Below are 21,502 nucleotides of genomic sequence, written 5' to 3' on the forward strand. Positions count from 1 at the left end.
GGCGATTCGGCAATAAGAATAACAATTGTGAACAAAATGTAAAATTTTTTTGTTAAATTTAAAATATAAAAGTAACATGTGTGGGAGGAACATGTTAAAAATTAATTTTATTTGCGGGGCATATCGGTTTCGTCCATTATTATAGACAGAAGCTGCAGGAGCCTGCACCGATTGCAAAATAAAAAAATTGGATTTGAAGGAATTTGGTAATGGGAAATGTAAACGTTTCTTTTTCAAAAATGATTTAACCGTTAATATATTTGGAAAAATAAGGAGGTGAAACGAGTGGATGTAGATGTTCAAAAAATATTATTTGAATTTCTTGGCGGGATTGGAATTTTTTTATTTGCGATTAAAAGTATGGGAGAAGGTATGCAAAAATTCTCCGGAGATAAATTACGAGATATTTTGGATAAGTTTACGACAAACCCTATTATGGGTATTTTTGCTGGGATGTTTGTGACAATGTTAATTCAATCAAGCAGCGGTACAACTGTTTTAACGGTTGGTCTCGTTTCTGCCGGCTTCATGAGCTTAAAGCAAGCAATAGGCGTGATCATGGGAGCAAATATCGGAACGACTGTTACGGCATTTATTATCGGATTCGATATCGAAGCTTATGCCTTGCCAATTTTATTTATAGGTTCTGTTCTTTTATTTTTTTCTAAAAACAAAAAAATAAACAGCATCGGGCAGGTGATCTTTGGATTTGGCGCTTTGTTTTTTGGGCTTGAATTGATGGGAGACGGCATGAAGCCGTTAAGATCATTAGAAATTTTTCATGACTTGACTGTCAGCATAAGTGCAAATCCGCTGCTTGGCGTTGTAATTGGAACCGTTTTTACAATCATCGTTCAAAGTTCAAGTGCGACGATTGGGATTTTGCAAATGATGTTTTCACAAGGGTTAATTGATCTCAACGCTGCGCTGCCTTTATTATTCGGTGATAATATCGGAACAACCATCACAGCAGTTTTGGCATCAATTGGAGCATCGATTGCTGCTAAACGGGCTGCTTTGACGCATGTAATGTTTAATTTAATCGGAACGGCAATTTTTCTAATTATTTTACCAATTTTCAAATATTTTATCGAATCATTGCAAGCCCATTTGTATTTAAATCCTGAAATGACCATTGCCTTTGCTCATGGAATATTTAATGTTGTCAATACGATCGTTCAAGCGCCGTTCATCGGTGCACTTGCACTGCTTGTCACAAAAGTTATACCTGGTGAAGATTTAGCGATAGAGTATAAAGCGAAGCATTTGGATCCAATTTTTATTGAACAGTCACCAACCATTGCTTTAGGGCAAGCGAAGGAAGAAGTGCTTCGGATGGGTCAATATGCATCATTAGGGCTAGAGGAAACGAGACAATTTTTGATGACAAATCAGCAGAAGCACGCACAAATGGCGATGCAGCTTGAAGAGGCGATCAATAATTTAGATAGGAAAATAACAGATTATCTCGTATTGATTTCTGGAAAAGATATGTCGCAAAATGATTCGCGTCGACATTCCATTTTAATGGATACTGTTCGAGATATTGAACGAATCGGCGACCATTTTGAAAATATAGTGGAGCTTATTGATTATAAAAATAATAATAAAGTCACCATTACTGAGCAGGCATTGGAAGATTTATTGGAAATGTTTGAAATTACCTTGCAAAATGTGAAGGATGCGATCAACGCTTTAGATGATAACGATGTTGTATTAGCAAAAAAAGTATTGAAATCTGAAGAAAAAATCGATAGAATGGAACGCACTTTACGCAAAAAACATATTATCCGCATTAATGAAGGGATTTGTACCGGACAAGGCGGAATAGTATATGTAGATATTATCAGCAACTTAGAACGAATTGGCGACCACTCGGTGAATATTGCGGAAGCTGTTTTAGGATACCGTCAATAATCGTTTCAAGTGGATTAAATTGTTCATTGATTTCTAATTTCTAGGAGGATAAGCAAATGGATGTAATCATTTGGATTTTGATCATTGCTCTTTTTATCTTATCTTTTGTCGGGCTGCTTTTCCCCATTTTACCGTCAGCGTTATTGATTGTAGCAGCCTTTTTTATCTATGGAATTTGTTTTAGCTTCAGCCAGTTAACCATTTCATTTTGGGTTGTTGAAAGTATGTTCATCATTCTTTTATTCCTATCGGATTATTTGGCAAATATGGTAGGAGTTAAACGGTTTGGTGGAAGTAAAGCAGCCGGATGGGGAAGTACGATTGGTTTAATTGCCGGGCCATTTATCATCCCGTTTGTTGGCATTATTTTAGGACCTTTTTTAGGGGCTGTTGCGGCAGAGCTTCTCGTACACCGCAAAACATTTAGCGAGGCTGTAAAGGTTGGAGTCGGTTCTTTATTGGGGTTGTTGGCGAGCACAGTAGCAAAAGGGCTGATTCAGCTGTTGATGATCATTCATTTTCTTTATACAATATTCTAAATTAGCCATTGACTTCAACAGCTATTTAGTGATAATTTACTTATGTGTTTGAAAAAGGACCCTTAGCTCAGCTGGTTAGAGCAGACGGCTCATAACCGTCCGGTCGCAGGTTCGAATCCTGCAGGGTCCATAAAATTAGTCGAATAATGTAACCGCTTTTTTAATTGCACATTAATTGCATCATTTTAATAAGTTTGGTAATCTGAATATGAAAGCTTCAAGGCAGAAAGCATTTAGTACATATTAATCATTAAGGAGGAGATTCATTATGGCTTATGAATTACCTAAATTGCCATACGACTATGATGCATTGGAACCTCATATTGACAAAGAAACAATGACGATTCACCACACAAAACATCATAACACATATGTGACGAACTTGAACGCTGCTTTGGAAGGTCAAACTGAACTTTTATCTAAAAGTGTAGAAGACTTAATCTCTAATTTAGACGCTGTTCCTGAATCTGTTCGTACAGCTGTTCGAAATAATGGTGGAGGACATGCAAATCACAGCTTGTTCTGGACCATCCTCTCACCGAATGGAGGCGGCGAGCCAACTGGAGAATTAGCAGAAGCAATTAACAAAAAATTTGGAAGTTTTGAAGCTTTTAAAGAAGAATTTGCTAAAGCTGCTGCTGGTCGTTTTGGCTCCGGCTGGGCATGGTTGGTTGTAAACAACGGCGAGCTTGAAATTACAAGCACTCCAAACCAAGACAATCCTCTTATGGAAGGGAAAACTCCAATTTTAGGTCTTGATGTTTGGGAGCATGCTTATTACTTAAAATACCAAAACCGTCGTCCTGAATATATTGCAGCGTTTTGGAATGTTGTGAATTGGGATGAAGTGGCAAAACGCTACAGCGCTGCAAAATAAACTGTTACAAGAGGCTGAGATATTCGAATCTCAGCCTTTTTTTATTTGTCGCGCCCAGCTAAGCTGTTATCTGCTAGTTGGTGCAAGTCCAACTCGAGTAAATGCCAGGACGCTCGGTAGCTGACAGGCAACTGGTGGAGAAACTAGACCTTGAAATCAACACAGAAAAATCCAAACTGGTCAGCCTATGGGACGACACAAACGGATTTGACTTTCTGGACAGCCCCTTGAAATCAGTTTTCTACTCTACTATTTTTTGGAAATGACTGACATAATTTGCGTTTCAGCGGTTTCTGTGCATTTTTTTTGAGTCTGATCACTGAAAGGTAACGAAAACACCTTTCTTTATACATAACTCCCCTTTAGCTAGGAAAAATAGTAGTAGCAAGTAAAGGGGAGTTTTATATGATAAACGTCAAAAAATGGATTGGATCAAGAAAAACAGACCATGATTTAATGCTGCTGTTGATGATCGGCGGTTTTTATTCATTAAGCATTGCACTTTCGAATACGTTCGTAAATGTTTATTTATGGAAACAGTCAGGGGAATTGATTGATTTAGGATTATACAATTTATTTATTGTCATTTTTCAGCCGCTTGCTTTCATTATTGCTGGGAAAGTATCCAAAAAAATTGATCGAGTCGTTGTACTTCGCCTAGGAGTGTCGTTTTTAGCCGCATTTTTTCTAACCGTTTTAGTTTTAAAAGATCAAGCTGTCAACTACATGTATTTGTTAGGTGCAATCATTGGCGTCGGCTACGGTTTTTATTGGCTGGCCTTTAATGTGTTGACATTTGAAATTACTGAACCGGAAACACGGGACTTTTTTAATGGCTTTCTTGGGATATTAACTTCCCTTTCAGGGATGGTTGGACCGATGTTAGCTGGTCTGATTATTTCAAGACTTACAAATACTATTGGGTATAAAGTGATTTTTGCAGTTTCGTTAATGTTATTTACTGTTGCTGTCATGTTGAGCTTCTTTTTTACGTCTAGAAAAGCTCATGGAGATTACATTTTATTGAAAATCATTCAAGAAAGAAAAAGAAATAAAAATTGGCGATTAATTACAAACGCTCATGTGTTTCAAGGATTGCGTGAAGGAACATTTACATTTTTCATTAATGTGTTTGTATACATCGTGACCAAAAGTGAGATGGCTTTAGGTACATTTAGTTTTCTAAATTCTTTCGTAGCCTTTTTCACTTATATTGTGGCTTCTCGGTGGATCACGAAAAAAATGAGGAAAAAAGCTATTCTAGCCGGCGGGCTTATGCTATACTTTTCCTTGTTTCTCATTTTATTTCAAATTTCCTATGAAAGATTGTTAATATATGCTATTGCAATCGGAATTGCCTATCCAATTTTGCTTGTTCCGTACTCTTCGATCACGTATGATGTGATTGGAAAAGGGTGGAATATTGCGCAAGCAAGGATCGAATATATTGTTGTTCGAGAAATTTTTCTAAATGCAGGAAGAATCCTATCGATCCTCTTTTTTATTTTTACAGTTGCTTTGACAAATGAAACAAAAACCATTCCTTTTTTATTGCTCTTAATAGGTTCAGGCCATGCGTTCATATATCTGTTTGTTAAACAAATTAGGCTGAAAGAAAGCAACCGCCCGTTAAAACAAGAAAAGCGCATACACAGGCCAAATCTAGCGGATGGAGAGAAGGGATAAAATAAATGCGGAATGCCGTTTACGCAGCATCATCTGTTTTTTATACACACAAAAAACAAGCTTTACAAAAGCTTTACATTCTATTAAAACTTGTTTAATACTTGAAAGTTAATCTTATATACGTAAGATGAGATCACGAAATAATAGGGGGAAGTAACCGAATGAAAAATTTTAAATTTTTGGCGTCATCCATTATGATCAGTTCTGTATTAGCTTTTGCAGCAGCCTGCGGTAATTCGGATGATGCAAACACAAATGGTTCAAACTCCGGACAGCAATCATCTTCAGAAAGCGGATCAAGCGAGCAAAAATTAGAAGGTGAAATCGCTATTGATGGATCATCAACTGTTGGTCCGATAATGGAAGCTGTTTCTGAAGAATTTGCTGCAGAACATCCTGATGTAAAAGCTCCAATTGGAATTTCAGGAACAGGCGGAGGCTTTGAAAAATTTACAGCTGGTGAAACTGATATTTCTAACGCATCTCGCCCAATTAAAGACGAAGAGAAAAAAGTTGCTGAAGAAAATGGTATTGAATATACAGAATTCAAAATTGCTTTTGACGGTTTATCCGTTGTTGTAAACAAAGAAAATGACTGGGTCGATAAACTTACGATCGAAGATTTAGCAAAAATTTGGAAAGGCGAGCCGAAAAAATGGTCTGACATCAACCCTGAGTGGCCGGATGAAAAAATTAAATACTTCTCGCCTGGTACAGATTCCGGTACGTATGATTATTTTGATGAAGTTGTTTTAGGCGGTGAGCCGATTGTAAAAGATGCGACATTGTCCGAAGACGATAACGTACTTGTAAAAGGAGTCGCTAACGATAAAAATGCAATAGGTTATTTCGGCTATGCATACTATTTAGAAAATAAAGACCAGTTGAAAGTTGTGCCGATTGTAAACTCTAAAGGGGAAGCAGTCGAGCCGACAAATGAAACGATTGAAAAAGGAACTTATGAACCGCTTTCCCGTCCGCTATTCTTTTATGTGAACAACAAATCATTAAAAGAAAAGCCGCAAGTGTATGAATACGTGAAGTTTGCCTTGGAAAACGCTGGGCAATTGGCAGAGGAAGTTGGCTATGTAAAACTTCCGCAAGAGCAATATGATGAACAGTTAAAAACGCTTGAAGGTTTAAAATAAAAATAAATAGACTGGTTGGATGAGAAGCATCCTTGCTTCTCATCTTCCTATGGGCATGAAAGGGGTTTTCATGATGGCTTTATCTGCAGGAAAATCGGTTCGGGAAATGATCAAAGAGAAAAAAACAAAAAAATCCACGCGCGATTTTATGGAAAAAATGGTCCCAGCCGTTTTATTTGTTGCAGCAGCTATTTCCATCTTAACAACTATCGGAATCATTGCTACTCTTGCTACAGAAACAATCATGTTTTTTTCACGAGTTTCTTTTTTTGAATTTATCACTGAAAAAGAATGGTATCCGTTTTTAAAAGATGATGCCTCATATGGAATCATGGCTCTTGTTTCTGGCACGCTTTTAGTAACGGTTATTGCCATGATTGTTGCGCTTCCAGTCGGTCTTGCATCTGCTATTTTTTTGAGTGAGTATGCGTCAGATCGGACAAGAAGGATTATCAAACCGATTTTAGAGGTTTTGGCAGGAATTCCAACTATTGTATATGGTTTTTTTGCTCTGACGTTTGTTACTCCTCTCTTGCAAAAATTGATCCCTGATATTGGCTTTTTCAATGCATTAAGCCCGGGCATTGTTGTTGGAATTATGATTATTCCGATGATTGCTTCCCTTTCAGAAGATGCGATGAGCTCTGTTCCGAATTCCATTCGAGAAGGCGCACTTGCTTTAGGTGCGACAAAATTTGAGGTGGCTTTAAAAGTAGTACTTCCTGCTGCCACATCGGGAGTCGTTGCCTCGTTCGTACTAGGAATTTCCCGTGCGATTGGCGAAACAATGATTGTCACATTGGCTGGAGGAGCCACTCCAAAATTAACGTTTGATCCAACTGAATCTATTCAAACGATGACGGCTTATATCGTTCAAGTCAGCACGGGCGATGCGGGATACGGAACAACAATCTATTACAGCATTTATGCTGTCGGTGCCACGCTTTTTGTCTTTACAATGCTGATGAATTTATTAGCTCAATTTATCTCGCGCCGATTCAGGGAGGAATATTAACATGAAGTACATTGATCAAACGGTTGTTCGAAAAATGATGGGCAAAAGGGCCATGAAAAATCGTTTTTTTCAAACACTGTTTTTTGTATCTACCATTTTCGCTTTAGTAGTACTTGCTATTCTGTTATACCGAATATTCACTCAAGGAATTAGTTATGTAACACCGGAGTTTTTCCAAAATTTTGCCTCTAGGAGAGCTTCTGCATCAGGAATAAAAGCAGCCCTGGTCGGCTCAATTTGGGTTATGGGAGTGGTCATTCCAATTTCCCTCCTGCTTGGTGTAGGAACAGCTATCTATTTAGAGGAATATGCGAAAAAAAATAAACTTACAAATTTTATTCAGGCGAATATTTCGAATTTGGCGGGTGTCCCATCTATTGTTTTTGGTTTGTTGGGGCTTACAGTATTTGTTCGGGGAATGGATTTAGGCAGAAGCATTTTGGCAGGCGGTTTAACGATGAGTTTATTAATATTGCCAGTTATTGTCGTGGCGGCACAAGAAGCGATCCGTTCGGTTCCGAAAGAGTTACGTGAAGCTTCTTATGGAATGGGAGCAACGAAATGGCAAACAATTTATCGAATTGTTCTTCCAGCTGCAATTCCTGGAATTCTTACCGGAAGCATTTTAGCTTTTTCACGAGCTATTGGAGAAACAGCCCCTCTTCTTGTGGCGGGTGCATTTGTATTTGTTAACTATTTACCAGAGAATTTATTAAGCTCCTATACGGTTATGCCGATTCAAATTTACAATTGGGCGTCGCGACCTCAAGCAGAATTTCAAAATGTAGCAGCTGCCGGAATCATTGTGTTGTTTATTTTCTTAATAGTAATGAATTCGGTTGCGGTGTTGATTCGAAACAAATTTCAAAAGCGTTATTAAATGGGTTTTCCTAAAAGGATGAAGGAGGTTTTTATTTTGGCAATTACTGAATTGAAAAAAACTGAACTGAAAAAAGAACAAGAAATTGTTTATGAACAAAATAGCGAAGACAAGAATGAAAAGAAAATTGTCTATAAAACGAACGGCTTAAATTTATGGTACGGTGATGATCAAGCTCTAAAAAACATTGATTTAGACATTTATGAAAATGAAGTAACTGCAATCATCGGTCCTTCTGGGTGCGGAAAGTCGACTTATATCAAAACATTGAATCGAATGGTCGAGCTGATTCCATCCGTTCGAATCAACGGTGAAATATTATATCGCGGAAAAAATATATTTGATAAATCTTATCGTGTTGAAGAACTGCGCACTCAAGTCGGCATGGTTTTCCAAAAGCCGAACCCGTTTCCGAAATCTATTTATGACAATATTGCGTATGGACCGAGAATACACGGCATCCGTGATAAAAAAATATTGGATGAAATCGTCGAAAAAAGTTTAAGAGGCGCGGCTATATGGGATGAAGTAAAAGATCGGTTGAAGGAAAACGCGTATGGCCTGTCAGGAGGACAACAGCAGCGTTTATGTATTGCGCGTTGTTTAGCAATTGAACCTGATGTGATTTTGATGGACGAACCAACGTCAGCGCTTGATCCGATTTCTACGTTGAAAATTGAGGAATTGGTTCAAGAATTAAAGAAAGATTACAGCATTATTATTGTAACGCATAACATGCAGCAAGCTGCACGTATATCTGATAAAACTGCCTTTTTCTTAAACGGAGAAGTTATCGAATTTGGCGAAACCGACCAAATCTTTTCTAATCCGTCAGATAAGCGGACGGAAGATTATATTACAGGACGCTTCGGATAATAATTGTTTTGAATAACACGGTTCATGTTGGAGGAAAAAAAATGAGAGAAAAATTCGAACTTGACTTGAACACGTTACACACCAAGTTAATTGAAATCGGCAGTTTGACGGAAGTTGCATTAGGCAAATCAATCCGCGCATTAGAAAAGCAGGATATCGATTTGGCTATTGAAGTATTAGAGCAAGATGTGAATGTCGATCAGCTCGAAGAGGAAATTAATGACTTTGCAATTCTTTTAATTGCAAAGCAGCAGCCCGTTGCGATTGATCTAAGAAGAATCATTGTTTCCATTAAAATAGCTGCTGATATCGAACGAATGGCAGATAACGCAGTCAACATCGCAAAATCAGCAATTCGAATTGGAAATGAACCGCTTATAAAACCGCTTGAACAAATCACAAAAATGCACAAGCTGGCATCAGAAATGCTGTCTTTATCGCTGAAAGCTTACCATGAGGAAGATGTTGCATTAGCAAGAAAAATAGCCGAAATAGACGATGAAGTAGATGATTTATATGGTGAAGCAATTAAGGAGCTTTTGCAAATTATTCCTGAGAACTTAGAGTATATGAATCAAATTACCCAGCTCTCTCTTGTAGCAAGATTTATTGAACGTACTGCTGACCATGCAACGAATATCGCGGAAAATGTTTTATATTTAGTTAAAGGCCGCCATTATGCTTTAAATGATTAAAGGTTTGCTGTTTTCAGGCAAACCTTTTTTATATAAATAAAATCGCTATGTTATTCGTAAATGGTTCCGCGATACTAAAAAGCCCCTCCTAGTGCTAAAATAAATTTTGGTTCGCCGCCCAAATTTATCTAAATAGGAAGGGAACTTTTTATGTCTTTCGATTTAAATAGTTTATCGCATATAAAATGGAATTGTAAGTATTATATCGTGTCTATGTCTGAAATATAAGAGACAAGTGTTATGGAAAAATTTCGGGCAGAGCATAGGGCAATTTTGTGAAAGAAAAGGCATAAAATTTTGGTGGGCTTTTATAAGTACTATTGATTAAAAAAAGACAATTTAAAAGCCGAGAAAAGCACAAAATTGAGGCTGGGACAATGATCTTGGAATGACAATAATCAACACGGTCGGGAATGGGAGAAAAATGATAAGGGCAATCTTTTTGTGGTTCTGAACTTCACCATTTTGAGTTTTGAAAAACTTCCTTTTTTTACAAACGGCTGGTTTCAAACCTTATTTATAAAAAAACGGATCGCAGCCCCTTTTATCTTGTAAGGGCTTCTGCGATCTCGTAGTAGCTCATCCCTTTTTTTACTTCAAAAGTTCCAATTTGTACACGCTTATGATAATCGTGTTTAATTAAGTATTGATTAAATTTGGAGGCGGAATCAATAATGCCCGATTGTTCAAGTATTTTTGATACGTCGCTTGTCGTCATGCCTTCTTTAATATTTACTTTTACAGGTTTTACCTCAGTTTGTTGGTTATTGTTCTTTTGTTCTTGGTTTTGATTTTGTGCATTTTGGTTTTGTGCATTTTGATTTTGCTGCTTCTGCTGCTGTTCATTTTGTTGAGGTGTTTTATTCAGATTTTTTACTTTTGTATCTTTGTAAGAAAGAAATTCTTCATATTCTTTATTGGATACAGCAATTTTATTATTTTGAGCTAAATACTCGTTAACTGATTTGTCCGTCAACTCTTTTTCAGCCACAACCTTTTGATCATAGTTCCCTAAATAAAAAGTGAGGGTCAAAATTGAGGTGGAAACGATCATCCCTGCTGAGAATGCTTGTAAAATTCGTTTATTCATGATAGTTCCCTCTTATTTTGTTCGATTATTAGCTTTACTTCATCGGTTGTGGCATTTTCCGATTTTGCAATTTCAGCAATTGACATGCCTTGCTGATATTTTGATAAAATTTTGTTTTTCGTGTAATAATCAAAGTGTATAACGGACTGTGTGTCTTGCGAAACAGGCTTTGTGTTTGTTCCTTGCAGCAATTCTTCTTCCAATACCCTCATTTTCTTTTTCATTTTGTATATTTCTTGCATCGCAGAAACGGATAAATGCTCAACTTCTTGTTCCAACTCTTTTATATCGTCACGCTGAGTATAAGCAATTCCTAATAAAGCAATGCTGACAAGGAAAAGAATAATAATCACAATTTCCATGCATCTCACCTTCCATTAGTTGTCCCTTTATTGTTATATCATATATTTTAATAGAACAAAACGGCTTTTAACGAAATTTCATGTTAACTTAAAAAAAATGTAATTTGAAACGACTTGAAACTTTGTGTTCAAAAATAAACATAATGTAGATTTTACAATGCAAAAATGATATTATATAAAAGTCTGAATTTGAACATGAAATAGTTTGGAGGGAAAGATATGCGCGTAAATATTACTCTTGCTTGCACAGAATGCGGCGATAGAAATTATATCTCTACAAAAAATAAACGTACAAACACAGAACGCATCGAATTGAAAAAATATTGTCCAAGATGCAAAAGTCATGCTTTGCATCGTGAAACGAAGTAAAAGCAGTGGGAAGATATTTCCTGCTGTTTTTTTATTATAAAAAAGGTAAATGGGAGGAATTTTTAAGTTGGAAAAAAAATTTGAAATCAGAAATGAAGTGAAACGGATGTTAAAAAACATGGGGCATGAATTGCATGCGGAATGGTCAAACAAAATTGCTGAAACTCTTTTTGAAACAGACTATTGGCAGGAGGCGAATACCATTGGCCTTACAGTATCCAAAGGCTTCGAGGTCGATACAAAAAGTTTATTTTTTCGCTGCTGGCAGGAAAAGAAAAAAACAGCTGTGCCTAAATGCGACCCAAATATAAAAGAAATGGAGTTCAGGGAAATAAAATCGTTTGATCAATTAGAGAATGTTTATTTAGATTTACAGGAGCCGATCTTTGAGCAAACAACACTCATAACGCCAAAAGAAATTGACTTGCTCATCGTCCCTGGCATCTGCTTCGACCGGCGTGGGCACAGGATCGGATATGGCGGGGGTTATTTTGATCGTTATTTACATAAATACGCAAATGTAACTATTGCGCTTGCTTTTTCCTTTCAAATAGTTGAGGAAGTGCCGATTGAATCCCATGATATTCCGGTTGATATCATCATTACTGAAAAAGAATTGGTGGAGTGCAGGAAATGATCATTCCTTTATTGTTCACTATTTTTATTGCGACTATCGCTTATATTTCCTATAAGTCAAAAGCTTTGTCGATTTCTGGAGCAATAAGCTCCGTATTTGTCGGCGCCAGCATCTATTTTAGTTTTGGTTTTCCAGGGCTGGTCCCCCTTGGATTATTTTTTGCGTCATCAAGCATGATCAGTAAATGGAAGAAGGAACGAAAAGCGCAAATGGCATCAATTCTTGAAAAAGGGGAAAGACGCGACTATGTTCAAGTGCTGGCAAATGGCGGGATTCCAGTATTGATCAGCATTTTCAATATAGTGGATCATGATGACCGCAATTTTTGGTTCATTCTTTTAACCATTTCATTCGCTTGCGCCAACGCGGACACATGGGCTTCCGAAATTGGCAGCTTAAGCCGAATAAAACCGATTCTTTTATTTCCTCCAAAATTTGTCGAAAAAGGAACATCAGGTGCTGTTACCGTTCTCGGAACTTTTGCTTCCATCCTCGGTTCTTCGTTTGTTGCGCTGGGGAGTTCTTTTTTTATAAAAAATGATGCTCAAATTTTACCTTTCATTATATTATTTGGATTTATTGGAGCTTTGATTGACACGCTGTTCGGATGCTTTTTTCAACGAAAAAATAAATGTCTCGTCTGCCATGCTGAAACGGAAAAAAGAATACATTGCGGGGAATATACGGTAAAGACGAAAGGTTTTGTCTGGATGAATAATGACGCAGTCAATTTTTTATCAATTTTCATTGCAACAGTAATTGCGTATTTTATTTTGGATAAAAATTGAGCAAAAAGTTTATTTTAATTAATGGAGGGATTAAATTATGAAGCGATTAAAAAGAATTCTTCTAGTATTCGGCATTTTCTTCATATATTCAAATCGATACAAAATTATGAACGTATGCCTAAAAAGCAAATGGATGCGTGAGAAATTTATTCAACTGACAATGCAGATACCGCTAATTGGCAGGAAATTTCTCCAAGGTGCTTTTAAATAGGTGGAAATGGAAAGCTGAATCGTTTTTGATTCAGCTTTTTTCTTCAAACTGCCCTTCCACATTGGTATAATAAAGGAAAAACATGCGGAGAGATTTTAAATGGGGACTCAGCTAGATTTTATTTTTTGGAAAATTTTGCGAAGTCTTGTGGTGGAGCATAATTACAGGCTAATCAATATATCCGGCGATCATTCGGAGGTTTGGCTTGAGCCGTTTCGCAACAAATATTTTCAGCTTGTACGATTTGTCAGAAAAGATATTGACTGGGGAAATTGGATCTCTCAAGACATTGAACATACGGCGCATATTTTTGAAACGATCCGAAAACAATCTATGAGAAGGGACTTAAATATTCTTAACATTTATGTGACCACATTTCCTCCTGTTGATGATTGGGAATTTCGGATTAAAGAACCTTTTGCGCATGGGAAAACAGTCGTCAAAACAATGCTGCTGGATCAAGAGCATATAATGGAAAAAACAGGTGATTTGGAAGATGCTCTTTCGGCTTCGTTGAAAAAACTTGATTATGCAGCAGAAGAATCAAATTTTGAATCAGTTGAACGAATAAAAGAAGAAATATTTTCTTATATAAAAAGGCAGGAAAGGCTGGAACGCTCCTTTTTTGAAAATGGCAGGCCTTTCTTTACATATGTTTTTTTAACAGCACAAATTGTGATGTTTTTTCTTCTTGAATGGTACGGGGGAAGCACAAATTCTGATACTCTTATAAAATTTGGAGCGAAATACAATCCTGCCATTTACGATGGCGAATGGTGGAGATTTTTTTCACCAATTTTATTGCATATCGGTTTTTTGCATTTGATTATGAACTCTTTAGCCCTTTATTATATTGGAATGACTGTTGAAAAAATGTATGGTTCGATTCGATTTTTGCTTATATACTTGTTTGCCGGATTTACTGGTTCGCTTGCAAGCTTTGCTTTCAGCCCCTTTTTGTCCGCAGGTGCATCAGGTGCGATATTCGGCTTGTTCGGTGCGCTCTTGTTTTTAGGAGTGTTAAACCCTAAATTGTTTTTCCGTACAATAGGACCCAACATCTTGATTGTAGTTTTAATTAACTTAATGCTTGGCTGGGCGATTCCGAATGTGGACAACGCTGGTCATATAGGCGGTTTAATTGGCGGATTTCTGGCAGCTTTTGTTCTTCAGATTCCAAGGATGTCCAAATTTTTCACGAGAGCAGTGGGGCTTATTTTATCGATCATCTTCGTTTTCGGTCTTGGGTATTATGGATATGAAATAGCCCCTAAGCGCAATTCGGAAATGGCTTTAGCAAGGGCGCAGGCACTAATTGAGAACAAGGAGTTCCAAAAGGCTTCCGAAGTGCTTTCGGAAGCGAAGGAGCTTGATGATGCAAAAGTTGAAATCATCTATTTACTTGCTTATACGGAATATCGTTTGAACAATGTGGCAAGCTCAATTGAATATTTAAACAATGTATTGGAAAAAGATCCGACATTTCATCAAGCTTATTATGTACTTAGCCTAATATATGCGGAACAGAATGATGTTGTGAAAGCACAAGAAGCGATTGATAAGGCATTGAAGCTTGATCCGGGAAAAGCGGAATATCAGCAGCTAAAACAACAGCTTGACAATCTATAGCACGATGACTTGTTCGGAAGTTTTCAAAAAAAGAACTTTAGCAATATGTGCAGCTTATCCGCATTTTTATTTAGAAGGTGATGTTTTTGAAAACGATTTACGACATACAACAGCTTTTAAAACGTTTCGGTACTATCATATACATCGGGGATCGTGTGGCTGATCTTGAATTAATGGAGGAGGAGGTCAAGCAGCTGTTTGAGTCGCAGCTGATTGACGCAAAAGAATTTGAAATGGCCATGCTATTGTTAAGACGAGAAATAATGATAGAAAAAGATAAGAGAAAAAGAGTAAAGGATGAAAAATATGATCGATAATTGGCTAGTTGGTGTGGACTTAGGGGGAACTACGATAAAAATTGCATTTATCAATATAAATGGAGATATTATTGAAAAATGGGAAATCCCTACCGATAAATCAGGAAAAAATATTGTTAGTGATATTTCTCAATCTATATACGAAAAGTTGAAAGAACTTGGTGAATCGAAGCAAAAGCTGATTGGAATCGGCATGGGGGCGCCTGGCCCTGTCGATTTAACAGAGGGAATCATTTCTAGAACTGTCAATATTGGATGGGAAAATAATTATCCGCTTAAGAAAAATCTTGAAAAAGAAACTGGTTTGCAAGTAATCGTTGATAATGATGCCAACCTTGCAGCTCTTGGTGAAATGTGGAAAGGAGCGGGGAATGGAGAAAGGGATTTAATATGCGTCACACTCGGAACGGGAGTCGGCGGAGGAATCATTGCAAATGGAGAAATAATCCATGGGAAAAATAGCGCAGGCGGAGAAATCGGCCATATAACTTCCGTTTTGCATGGAGGTTTTCCGTGCAACTGCGGAAAAACGGGCTGCCTGGAAACGGTCGCCTCTGCAACTGGAATAGTTCGAATGGCTATAGCCAAAATGGAAGAGTTTAATGGGAGATCAACGCTGAATCGAGAATTGGAAAGAAAAGGATCGATCACTGCAAAAGATGTGTTTGATGCTGCGAAAAACGGCGATGAGATGGCATTGCAGGTTGTCGACGACATGACGATGCATCTTGGTCTTGCTCTTGCCAACTTGGCTACTGCTTTAAATCCTTCCAAAATTATCATTGGCGGTGGAGTATCAAAGGCTGGGGAATTTTTAATAAAAAGAGTTAAAAATGTTTTTCAACAGTTCGTTTTTCATGAAGCTTCCGCAGCAGATATTGCTCTTGCAACGCTTGGCAATGATGCAGGTGTAATTGGCGGCGCATGGCTGGTTAAAACGTACATACTTGAAAATTGAGAAAGACTAAAAAGGAATTGTCCGATAAGTCCCTAAAATGAAGTAAGTGGAGAAAAACAATGTGTTTCTCTCCACTTGCTTTTATATTTGTTCGATTTTCATCTGAAAGTAGCTGGCGGATGCCGGCTACTTTCAGTATGTGTGCGCTAAAGCCACAATCCCAAACTCGACATGTACCTTGTCGAGGTCCAGCAAAGAAAATCTGATAGCGCTTTTAAAAAAGGCGTATTTTTTTGGCAGCCAAATTTGGATTATAACAAATTCTGTTTATATGAAACTCAAGTTTGACACCATTTCACTACATGTGGATAACTAAAGGTGATTATACCAATAGTTATCCACTTTTTTTATCGAAAATATAATCATTATGTAGTGTTATGTGGATAACTTTTGTATATCCAATAATATGTAATATATGTTATACTATTAGTGCTATGTATATTCGAATTAATAAGCAAAAAAATAAAAATGGTTCTGTTCGTCAATATCTACAAATATGTCGTACATTTCGTGTAGACAATAAAGTTCGGCAACAAACGCTTTGTAATCTAGGGAGGTTAGAACATTTATTAGAGAATGGCTCTGTCGATAACATAATCGAGGGATTAGCCAAATTTTCAGAGCGTTACTTTGACCGAATTCACGGGCAAGGCTCTTCCTCTTCTGTCTCCGTGCTTTGGACAAAAGAGTTTGGGCCGGTTTATCTGTTCCGAAAGGTATGGGAAAAGTTAGGGCTTGGTCGGCTATTACGTAAAATCATGGATGATTCCGAGGCTGCTTCTCGGTATGACGAAGCCATTTTTGCCATGGTGTTAAACCGTCTCATGGATCCCAATAGTAAGCATTATATCTTCAAACAATGGATCGACACGATTTATGCAGAAGGTCTTTCAGACATCCAACTCCATCACTACTATCGTGCATTAGACTTCTTAAGTGAACAAAAAGAAAAAATTGAGGAACAACTTTATGGACATTTAACCGATTTAACCTCATTAGAAGTAGATATCGTGTTTTACGACACGACAAGCACCTATTTCGAAGGAGAGGAAGCAGACGAACTGCTGGCTCACTATGGTTACTCCAAAGATCATCGTGGAGATCGAAAACAAGTCGTGATTGGCTTATTAATGACCAAAACAGGGATTCCGATTGGACATCAAGTCTTCCCTGGAAACATGCATGATACGAAGACATTTGGCATGGTGGTTGGAGACCTGAAGAAGCGCTATCCTATTCAGAAAGTCATTCTAGTGGGAGACCGCGGAATGGTTAGTGAAGCCAACTTAGATCAAATTCGTGAACTGGGCATGGAATATATTGTGGGTGTCAAATTACGAAAGTCGAAGAAAGCCCAAGAGCTATTATCCATCCGTGGGCCATATAAGAAGGTTCTCCCGAATCTAAAAGTGAAGTCAAAGAAAATCGATGGCGAAACGTATGTACTCTGTTACAATCCGGACGCTGAAGAACGTGATCGAGCGAGTCGTCAAGTCGTGTTAGAAAACCTTCAATCGAAGCTTGATGAACTCGGTCCATCTGGACTCGTCAAAAACCGTGCGTATTCCAAGTTTTTAACGATAGAAAAAGCATCGGCCAAAATTGATGAAGAGAAGGTATCCAATGACGAAAAGTTTGACGGAAAGTACGCCATTCGGACCAACTCGTCATTAACGGATGAAGAGGCAGCACTTGCCTATAAAGAGTTGTGGAGAGTGGAACAAGCCTTTCGTAACCTGAAGTCGAATCTAGAACTTCGCCCGATGTACCATCGAGTGGAATCTCGTATTCGAGGCCATATCATGGTTTGTTTCCTTGCGCTTGTCATGGAATCCTTTTTGGCCTATAAGCTAAAAGAAATAGGATGCCAAACAAGTGTAAAGGATATTTTGCATGATGTAAGCCAGATGAAGGCCTCGAAAATACGCGTGAATGGTGAAGAGCAAATCGTTCGTACAGAATTACAAGGTCAAGCAAATCTAGCATTTGAAGCACTTGTCACACAAGCGCCTCCTAGAGTATTAGAAAAAAACACGTGCCACTAACAAGTGTAGTGGTACGTGTTGTGGGTAAAGTCCAAAACACCAGTATTTTCGGGCTTTTCTTTAGTGTACTCTGTCAAACTTGAGTGAAACTTTTTTAATTTTTGTCCGTCTAAACATAATAGGTACTGAGATAAAATAATATATAAAAAGCTAGCATCTTATTGTAAATATATTGTAAAAAAACATTGATTTTTTTTGGAAGAAGTATTAAGATAATCTTTAGTTATTCACTAAGATGCCTAAAAAATGGAAAAAAACACTTAAGTGTAGAAATGCGCAGGTCCACCGTTTGAGGAGGTAAAAAAATGCGTAAAAGCACATTTTCAAAAATTTCTTTTTTGTTATTAGCGACATTTTTTATGTGGATTAAAACGTACATTGTCTACAAAACTAGCTTTGATATAAAAATAGAAAATTTCAAGCAAGAGATTATTTTATTCATCAATCCGCTGAGCTTTTTGCTGTTTGTTTTTGGTATTGGATTATTTATGAAAGACAAAAACCGGAATCGCTGGGTGATCGGTGCCAGCATTGTGATGACCTTTCTCTTATTAGCTAATGTTGTTTTTTATCGGTTTTATAACGACTTTTTGACTATTCCCGTGCTCTTCCAAGCTAGCAATATGGGAGATTTGGGAAGCAGCATAACCGAGCTGATTCAACCTGTCGATATATTAATGTTTGTTGATATAGCCATTTTAATTTGGCTTTCACGGAGACCTGTTTTCCGCAAACAGGAAAAATTAATGCGCAAAGAAAAAACAGCATATTATTTAATGGTTGCAGCTGTGTTTTTCTTTAATCTTGGATTGGCTGAAACAGAGCGTCCGCAGCTTTTAACAAGAACGTTTGACAGGGAGATGCTCGTCAAAAATATCGGTGTATACAATTTTCATATTTACGATTCTTTGCTGCAGTCCAAAACGTCTGCACAACGTGCGTTAGCTGACAGCAATAACTTGGTCGAAATTCAAAATTATTTAAATGCGAACAAAAAAGAACCTAGTAAAGAAATGAATGGAATTGCAAAAGGTAGAAATGTCATTATCGTCTCTATGGAGTCGTTCCAAAACTTTGTTATCAATCAGAAATTGAACGGACAAGAAATTACCCCGTTTTTAAATGATTTTATTAAACAAAGCTACTATTTTGATAATTTTTACCATCAAACAGGACAAGGCAAAACGTCAGATTCAGAATTTTTATTGGAAAATTCTTTGTATCCGTTGGGAAGAGGCTCAGTCTTCTTTACAAATGCGAACAATGAGTACAATGCAACTCCGGAAATTTTAAAGGATTACGGTTATTACACAGCTGTATTTCATGCAAATAACCGCACATTCTGGAATCGCGATGTGATGTATAATTCTCTTGGATACGACCGTTTCTTTGATGTCAGAGATTATAATGTGACGGAAGAAAATTCGGTAGGATGGGGATTGAAGGATATTGACTTCTTTAAGCAGTCGGTACAATTATTGAAAAATGTTCCTCAGCCTTTTTATACGAAATATATTACATTAACGAACCATTTTCCGTTTGAGTTGGGTGAAGAAGATAAATTGATTGATGAATTTGATTCCGAAGATGGAGTCGTGAATCGCTATTTTACGACGGTTCGTTATACAGATGAAGCCTTGAAAGTGTTCATCGAAGATCTAAAAAAAGCTGGACTATATGAAAATTCAATTATTATATTGTACGGCGACCATTACGGTATTTCCGAAAACCATAACAAAGCGATGGCACAATTTTTAGGGAAAGAGGAAATTACGCCGCTTGATACGATTCAGCTGCAAAAAGTTCCGTTAATTATCCATATTCCAGGGGTTACCGATAAAAATCCGAAAGTGTTCCATCAAGTCGCCGGGCAAATTGACTTGAAGCCAACTATTTTAAACCTGCTAGGCATTGATACGAAAAACGATATCGAATTTGGTACAGATATTTTTTCAAAAGACCGTATTCCGTTTGCTGTGTTAAGGGACGGCAGCTTTATTACGGATCAATATGTGTATACAAGAGGAATATGCTATGACAAATCAACAGGCGAAGCTGTTGAGGATAAAAATGCATGTGAACCATATATGGAAAAAGCGAAAAATGAGCTTGATTATTCGGATGAAATTATTTATGGTGACCTGCTGCGGTTTTTTGACAAAGAGGATGAACCATCTCCGAATTCAACCGAGCAGCAAGCTGCAAAAAAACAGTAAAAGGCTCTGGCCATTAGGTCAGAGCTTTTTTATACGTTTTATTAATGAAACATGATGTCGTTCATATAATATGTTATGTACTGAATAAAAAGGGGAGAGGGGTTTTTTTATGGAAATCTGTATGAATGAAACAGCGGATTTGGAGTACTTGGGAAAAAAATATCAACTTTCGAAACGATTGTTGTTGGATTCAAATCCCTTCTTCGAAAACGAAAAAATCTTTAAAGGGGAAAAAATCGTCATTCCCGGATGGGGTTTCGTACAAAATAATCCGTTTCATCCTTCACCAAGCTTGACTAAAAATACATACAATGCTGTCCCAATTTCATGGCCTGTAATTGATCCAAAACGGCCCTATCATTTTTTTGCTTTGACAAGCGATATTGCGGTGTTAAAAAAAAATTACCCATTTATTAAAGAGAGGATTATCGGCCGCAGTGTTCTAGGGAATCCTTTAGTTGAACTTCTTATCGGTTCCGGAACGAAAAAAGTTCATATGAACGGTTCGTTTCATGCAAATGAGTGGATTACGACAGCCATTATGATGAAATGGCTCAATGAGTATGTTCGGAAGCTTATTTTAAACGAATCGATTAATGGAATTTCTGTAAGACAGCTTTATGAGCAGATTACTTTATCGTTTGTCCCGATGGTGAATCCGGATGGAGTGAATCTTGTTTTAGCAGCTGAATCGTTCGATCCTCAAGTGAAAGAACAGGCCGTCAAGTTAAATAATAACTGTGAAGATTTTTCCGATTGGAAAGCAAATATTCGCGGCGTTGATCTGAACAATCAATTTCCTGCCTTTTGGGAAATTGAAAAAGAAAGAAAAAGCCCTAAATCCCCGGCTCCTCGTGATTATCCAGGTGATTATCCTCTCTCAGAGCCGGAAGCAATTGCTATGAGTGAACTAGTCAAGCAGTCTCAATTTGAACTCATCGTAGCCTTCCACACACAAGGAGAAGAAATATATTGGGGGTATTTAAACTATGAACCAGAGAAGTCGGAAGAAATCGTAAAAGAGTATGAGTTGTTAAGCGGATATAAAGGAATCCGAATGATTGATAGTCATGCCGGTTTTCGCGATTGGTTTATTAAAGAATACAGAAAGCCGGGATTTACCGTTGAATTAGGCAGAGGAAGGAACCCTTTGCCGCTTGACCAATTTGATGAAATTTATCGGAAAGCAAAGGGAATATTTTGGGCGTCGCTTTATTTGCTGTGCAAATAAATTTTTTGAAACATTT

Annotated in this window: 20 protein-coding genes and 1 tRNA gene; 19 read left to right on the top strand and 2 right to left on the bottom strand. The window is 37.4% G+C overall.

What is annotated here, in order from left to right:
* Nucleotides 1-285: 285 nt before the first annotated feature.
* The 10 genes from NSQ94_RS06340 (at nucleotide 286) to phoU (ending at nucleotide 9,633) form a co-directional block, all read left to right on the top strand.
* Entirely contained in the window at nucleotides 286-1,917 is a 1,632-nt protein-coding gene (locus tag NSQ94_RS06340; protein WP_066247567.1) for a Na/Pi cotransporter family protein, read from the top strand.
* 56 nt (nucleotides 1,918-1,973) lie between these two features.
* Complete coding sequence (locus NSQ94_RS06345) at nucleotides 1,974-2,456, top strand: DUF456 domain-containing protein (protein WP_063388073.1); 483 nt, start codon at nucleotides 1,974-1,976, stop codon at nucleotides 2,454-2,456.
* Nucleotides 2,457-2,512: 56 nt separating this feature from the next.
* Nucleotides 2,513-2,586: transfer RNA gene (locus NSQ94_RS06350), tRNA-Ile, on the top strand.
* Between the two features lie 138 nt (nucleotides 2,587-2,724).
* On the top strand, nucleotides 2,725-3,333 hold the full coding sequence (gene sodA, locus NSQ94_RS06355; RefSeq protein ID WP_063388074.1) for a superoxide dismutase SodA: 609 nt from the start codon (nucleotides 2,725-2,727) through the stop codon (nucleotides 3,331-3,333).
* A gap of 405 nt (nucleotides 3,334-3,738) precedes the next feature.
* Nucleotides 3,739-5,019, top strand: a complete 1,281-nt coding sequence (locus NSQ94_RS06360; protein ID WP_063388075.1) for an MFS transporter — start codon at nucleotides 3,739-3,741, stop codon at nucleotides 5,017-5,019.
* Between the two features lie 161 nt (nucleotides 5,020-5,180).
* Nucleotides 5,181-6,167 (top strand): PstS family phosphate ABC transporter substrate-binding protein, encoded by a 987-nt coding sequence (locus NSQ94_RS06365; RefSeq protein WP_063388076.1) that lies wholly within the window; start codon nucleotides 5,181-5,183, stop codon nucleotides 6,165-6,167.
* Between the two features lie 73 nt (nucleotides 6,168-6,240).
* A complete protein-coding gene (gene pstC / locus NSQ94_RS06370) occupies nucleotides 6,241-7,182 on the top strand; it encodes a phosphate ABC transporter permease subunit PstC (RefSeq protein ID WP_063388077.1) in 942 nt (313 codons plus the stop codon).
* A 1-nt stretch (nucleotide 7,183) separates the two neighbouring features.
* A complete protein-coding gene (pstA, locus tag NSQ94_RS06375; protein WP_063388078.1) occupies nucleotides 7,184-8,062 on the top strand; it encodes a phosphate ABC transporter permease PstA in 879 nt (292 codons plus the stop codon).
* 66 nt (nucleotides 8,063-8,128) lie between these two features.
* Nucleotides 8,129-8,938: a phosphate ABC transporter ATP-binding protein PstB gene (gene pstB, locus NSQ94_RS06380; RefSeq protein ID WP_063388174.1), complete on the top strand. Its 810-nt coding sequence runs from the start codon at nucleotides 8,129-8,131 to the stop codon at nucleotides 8,936-8,938.
* Between the two features lie 41 nt (nucleotides 8,939-8,979).
* The gene (gene phoU, locus NSQ94_RS06385) at nucleotides 8,980-9,633 is read left to right on the top strand and encodes a phosphate signaling complex protein PhoU (protein WP_063388079.1); all 654 of its coding nucleotides are present in this window, start codon (nucleotides 8,980-8,982) and stop codon (nucleotides 9,631-9,633) included.
* 544 nt (nucleotides 9,634-10,177) lie between these two features.
* On the opposite strand, the gene NSQ94_RS06390 is transcribed toward phoU, so the two are convergent.
* Nucleotides 10,178-10,723, bottom strand: a complete 546-nt coding sequence (locus tag NSQ94_RS06390; RefSeq protein WP_066247568.1) for an endolytic transglycosylase MltG — start codon at nucleotides 10,721-10,723, stop codon at nucleotides 10,178-10,180.
* On the bottom strand, nucleotides 10,720-11,085 hold the full coding sequence (locus tag NSQ94_RS06395; RefSeq protein WP_063388081.1) for a hypothetical protein: 366 nt from the start codon (nucleotides 11,083-11,085) through the stop codon (nucleotides 10,720-10,722). The genes NSQ94_RS06390 and NSQ94_RS06395 overlap by 4 nt, the downstream gene beginning before the upstream one ends.
* A gap of 219 nt (nucleotides 11,086-11,304) precedes the next feature.
* On the opposite strand from NSQ94_RS06395, the gene rpmG reads away from it, so the two are divergent.
* The 9 genes from rpmG to NSQ94_RS06440 all read left to right on the top strand — a co-directional run bounded on the left by rpmG (nucleotide 11,305) and on the right by NSQ94_RS06440 (nucleotide 21,486).
* On the top strand, nucleotides 11,305-11,454 hold the full coding sequence (gene rpmG, locus NSQ94_RS06400) for a 50S ribosomal protein L33 (RefSeq protein WP_063388082.1): 150 nt from the start codon (nucleotides 11,305-11,307) through the stop codon (nucleotides 11,452-11,454).
* 67 nt (nucleotides 11,455-11,521) lie between these two features.
* A complete protein-coding gene (locus tag NSQ94_RS06405) occupies nucleotides 11,522-12,091 on the top strand; it encodes a 5-formyltetrahydrofolate cyclo-ligase (protein WP_240326721.1) in 570 nt (189 codons plus the stop codon).
* Entirely contained in the window at nucleotides 12,088-12,879 is a 792-nt protein-coding gene (locus tag NSQ94_RS06410) for a DUF92 domain-containing protein (RefSeq protein WP_327856458.1), read from the top strand. The genes NSQ94_RS06405 and NSQ94_RS06410 overlap by 4 nt, the downstream gene beginning before the upstream one ends.
* A 310-nt stretch (nucleotides 12,880-13,189) precedes the next feature.
* Nucleotides 13,190-14,719: a rhomboid family intramembrane serine protease gene (locus tag NSQ94_RS06415; protein ID WP_063388085.1), complete on the top strand. Its 1,530-nt coding sequence runs from the start codon at nucleotides 13,190-13,192 to the stop codon at nucleotides 14,717-14,719.
* Nucleotides 14,720-14,805: 86 nt separating this feature from the next.
* Entirely contained in the window at nucleotides 14,806-15,036 is a 231-nt protein-coding gene (locus tag NSQ94_RS06420; RefSeq protein WP_066247571.1) for a YqgQ family protein, read from the top strand.
* Nucleotides 15,026-15,994 carry an ROK family glucokinase gene (locus NSQ94_RS06425; RefSeq protein WP_130156351.1) on the top strand — a complete coding sequence of 323 codons (969 nt, stop codon included), beginning with the start codon at nucleotides 15,026-15,028 and terminating at the stop codon, nucleotides 15,992-15,994. The genes NSQ94_RS06420 and NSQ94_RS06425 overlap by 11 nt, the downstream gene beginning before the upstream one ends.
* Nucleotides 15,995-16,428: 434 nt before the next feature.
* Nucleotides 16,429-18,039, top strand: coding sequence for an IS1634 family transposase (locus NSQ94_RS06430; protein WP_157727865.1), 1,611 nt, complete (start codon nucleotides 16,429-16,431; stop codon nucleotides 18,037-18,039).
* A gap of 305 nt (nucleotides 18,040-18,344) precedes the next feature.
* Nucleotides 18,345-20,255 (top strand): LTA synthase family protein, encoded by a 1,911-nt coding sequence (locus NSQ94_RS06435; protein ID WP_063388088.1) that lies wholly within the window; start codon nucleotides 18,345-18,347, stop codon nucleotides 20,253-20,255.
* A 109-nt stretch (nucleotides 20,256-20,364) separates the two neighbouring features.
* The gene (locus tag NSQ94_RS06440; protein ID WP_066247575.1) at nucleotides 20,365-21,486 is read left to right on the top strand and encodes a M14 family metallocarboxypeptidase; all 1,122 of its coding nucleotides are present in this window, start codon (nucleotides 20,365-20,367) and stop codon (nucleotides 21,484-21,486) included.
* The last annotated feature ends 16 nt before the right edge of the window (nucleotides 21,487-21,502 follow it).

Origin of the sequence: Aeribacillus sp. FSL K6-2833 (assembly GCF_037965815.1) — a bacterium.
Lineage (GTDB): Bacteria > Bacillota > Bacilli > Bacillales > Aeribacillaceae > Aeribacillus > Aeribacillus composti.

Coding starts and splice junctions, on each gene's coding strand:
- NSQ94_RS06345 (WP_063388073.1), top strand. CDS start 1,974: ATGGATGTAATCATTTGGATTTTGATCATTGCTCTTTTTATCTTATCT.
- sodA (WP_063388074.1), top strand. CDS start 2,725: ATGGCTTATGAATTACCTAAATTGCCATACGACTATGATGCATTGGAA.
- NSQ94_RS06360 (WP_063388075.1), top strand. CDS start 3,739: ATGATAAACGTCAAAAAATGGATTGGATCAAGAAAAACAGACCATGAT.
- NSQ94_RS06365 (WP_063388076.1), top strand. CDS start 5,181: ATGAAAAATTTTAAATTTTTGGCGTCATCCATTATGATCAGTTCTGTA.
- pstC (WP_063388077.1), top strand. CDS start 6,241: ATGGCTTTATCTGCAGGAAAATCGGTTCGGGAAATGATCAAAGAGAAA.
- pstA (WP_063388078.1), top strand. CDS start 7,184: ATGAAGTACATTGATCAAACGGTTGTTCGAAAAATGATGGGCAAAAGG.
- phoU (WP_063388079.1), top strand. CDS start 8,980: ATGAGAGAAAAATTCGAACTTGACTTGAACACGTTACACACCAAGTTA.
- NSQ94_RS06390 (WP_066247568.1), bottom strand. CDS start 10,723: ATGAATAAACGAATTTTACAAGCATTCTCAGCAGGGATGATCGTTTCC.
- NSQ94_RS06395 (WP_063388081.1), bottom strand. CDS start 11,085: ATGGAAATTGTGATTATTATTCTTTTCCTTGTCAGCATTGCTTTATTA.
- rpmG (WP_063388082.1), top strand. CDS start 11,305: ATGCGCGTAAATATTACTCTTGCTTGCACAGAATGCGGCGATAGAAAT.
- NSQ94_RS06410 (WP_327856458.1), top strand. CDS start 12,088: ATGATCATTCCTTTATTGTTCACTATTTTTATTGCGACTATCGCTTAT.
- NSQ94_RS06415 (WP_063388085.1), top strand. CDS start 13,190: ATGGGGACTCAGCTAGATTTTATTTTTTGGAAAATTTTGCGAAGTCTT.
- NSQ94_RS06425 (WP_130156351.1), top strand. CDS start 15,026: ATGATCGATAATTGGCTAGTTGGTGTGGACTTAGGGGGAACTACGATA.
- NSQ94_RS06430 (WP_157727865.1), top strand. CDS start 16,429: ATGTATATTCGAATTAATAAGCAAAAAAATAAAAATGGTTCTGTTCGT.
- NSQ94_RS06435 (WP_063388088.1), top strand. CDS start 18,345: ATGCGTAAAAGCACATTTTCAAAAATTTCTTTTTTGTTATTAGCGACA.
- NSQ94_RS06440 (WP_066247575.1), top strand. CDS start 20,365: ATGGAAATCTGTATGAATGAAACAGCGGATTTGGAGTACTTGGGAAAA.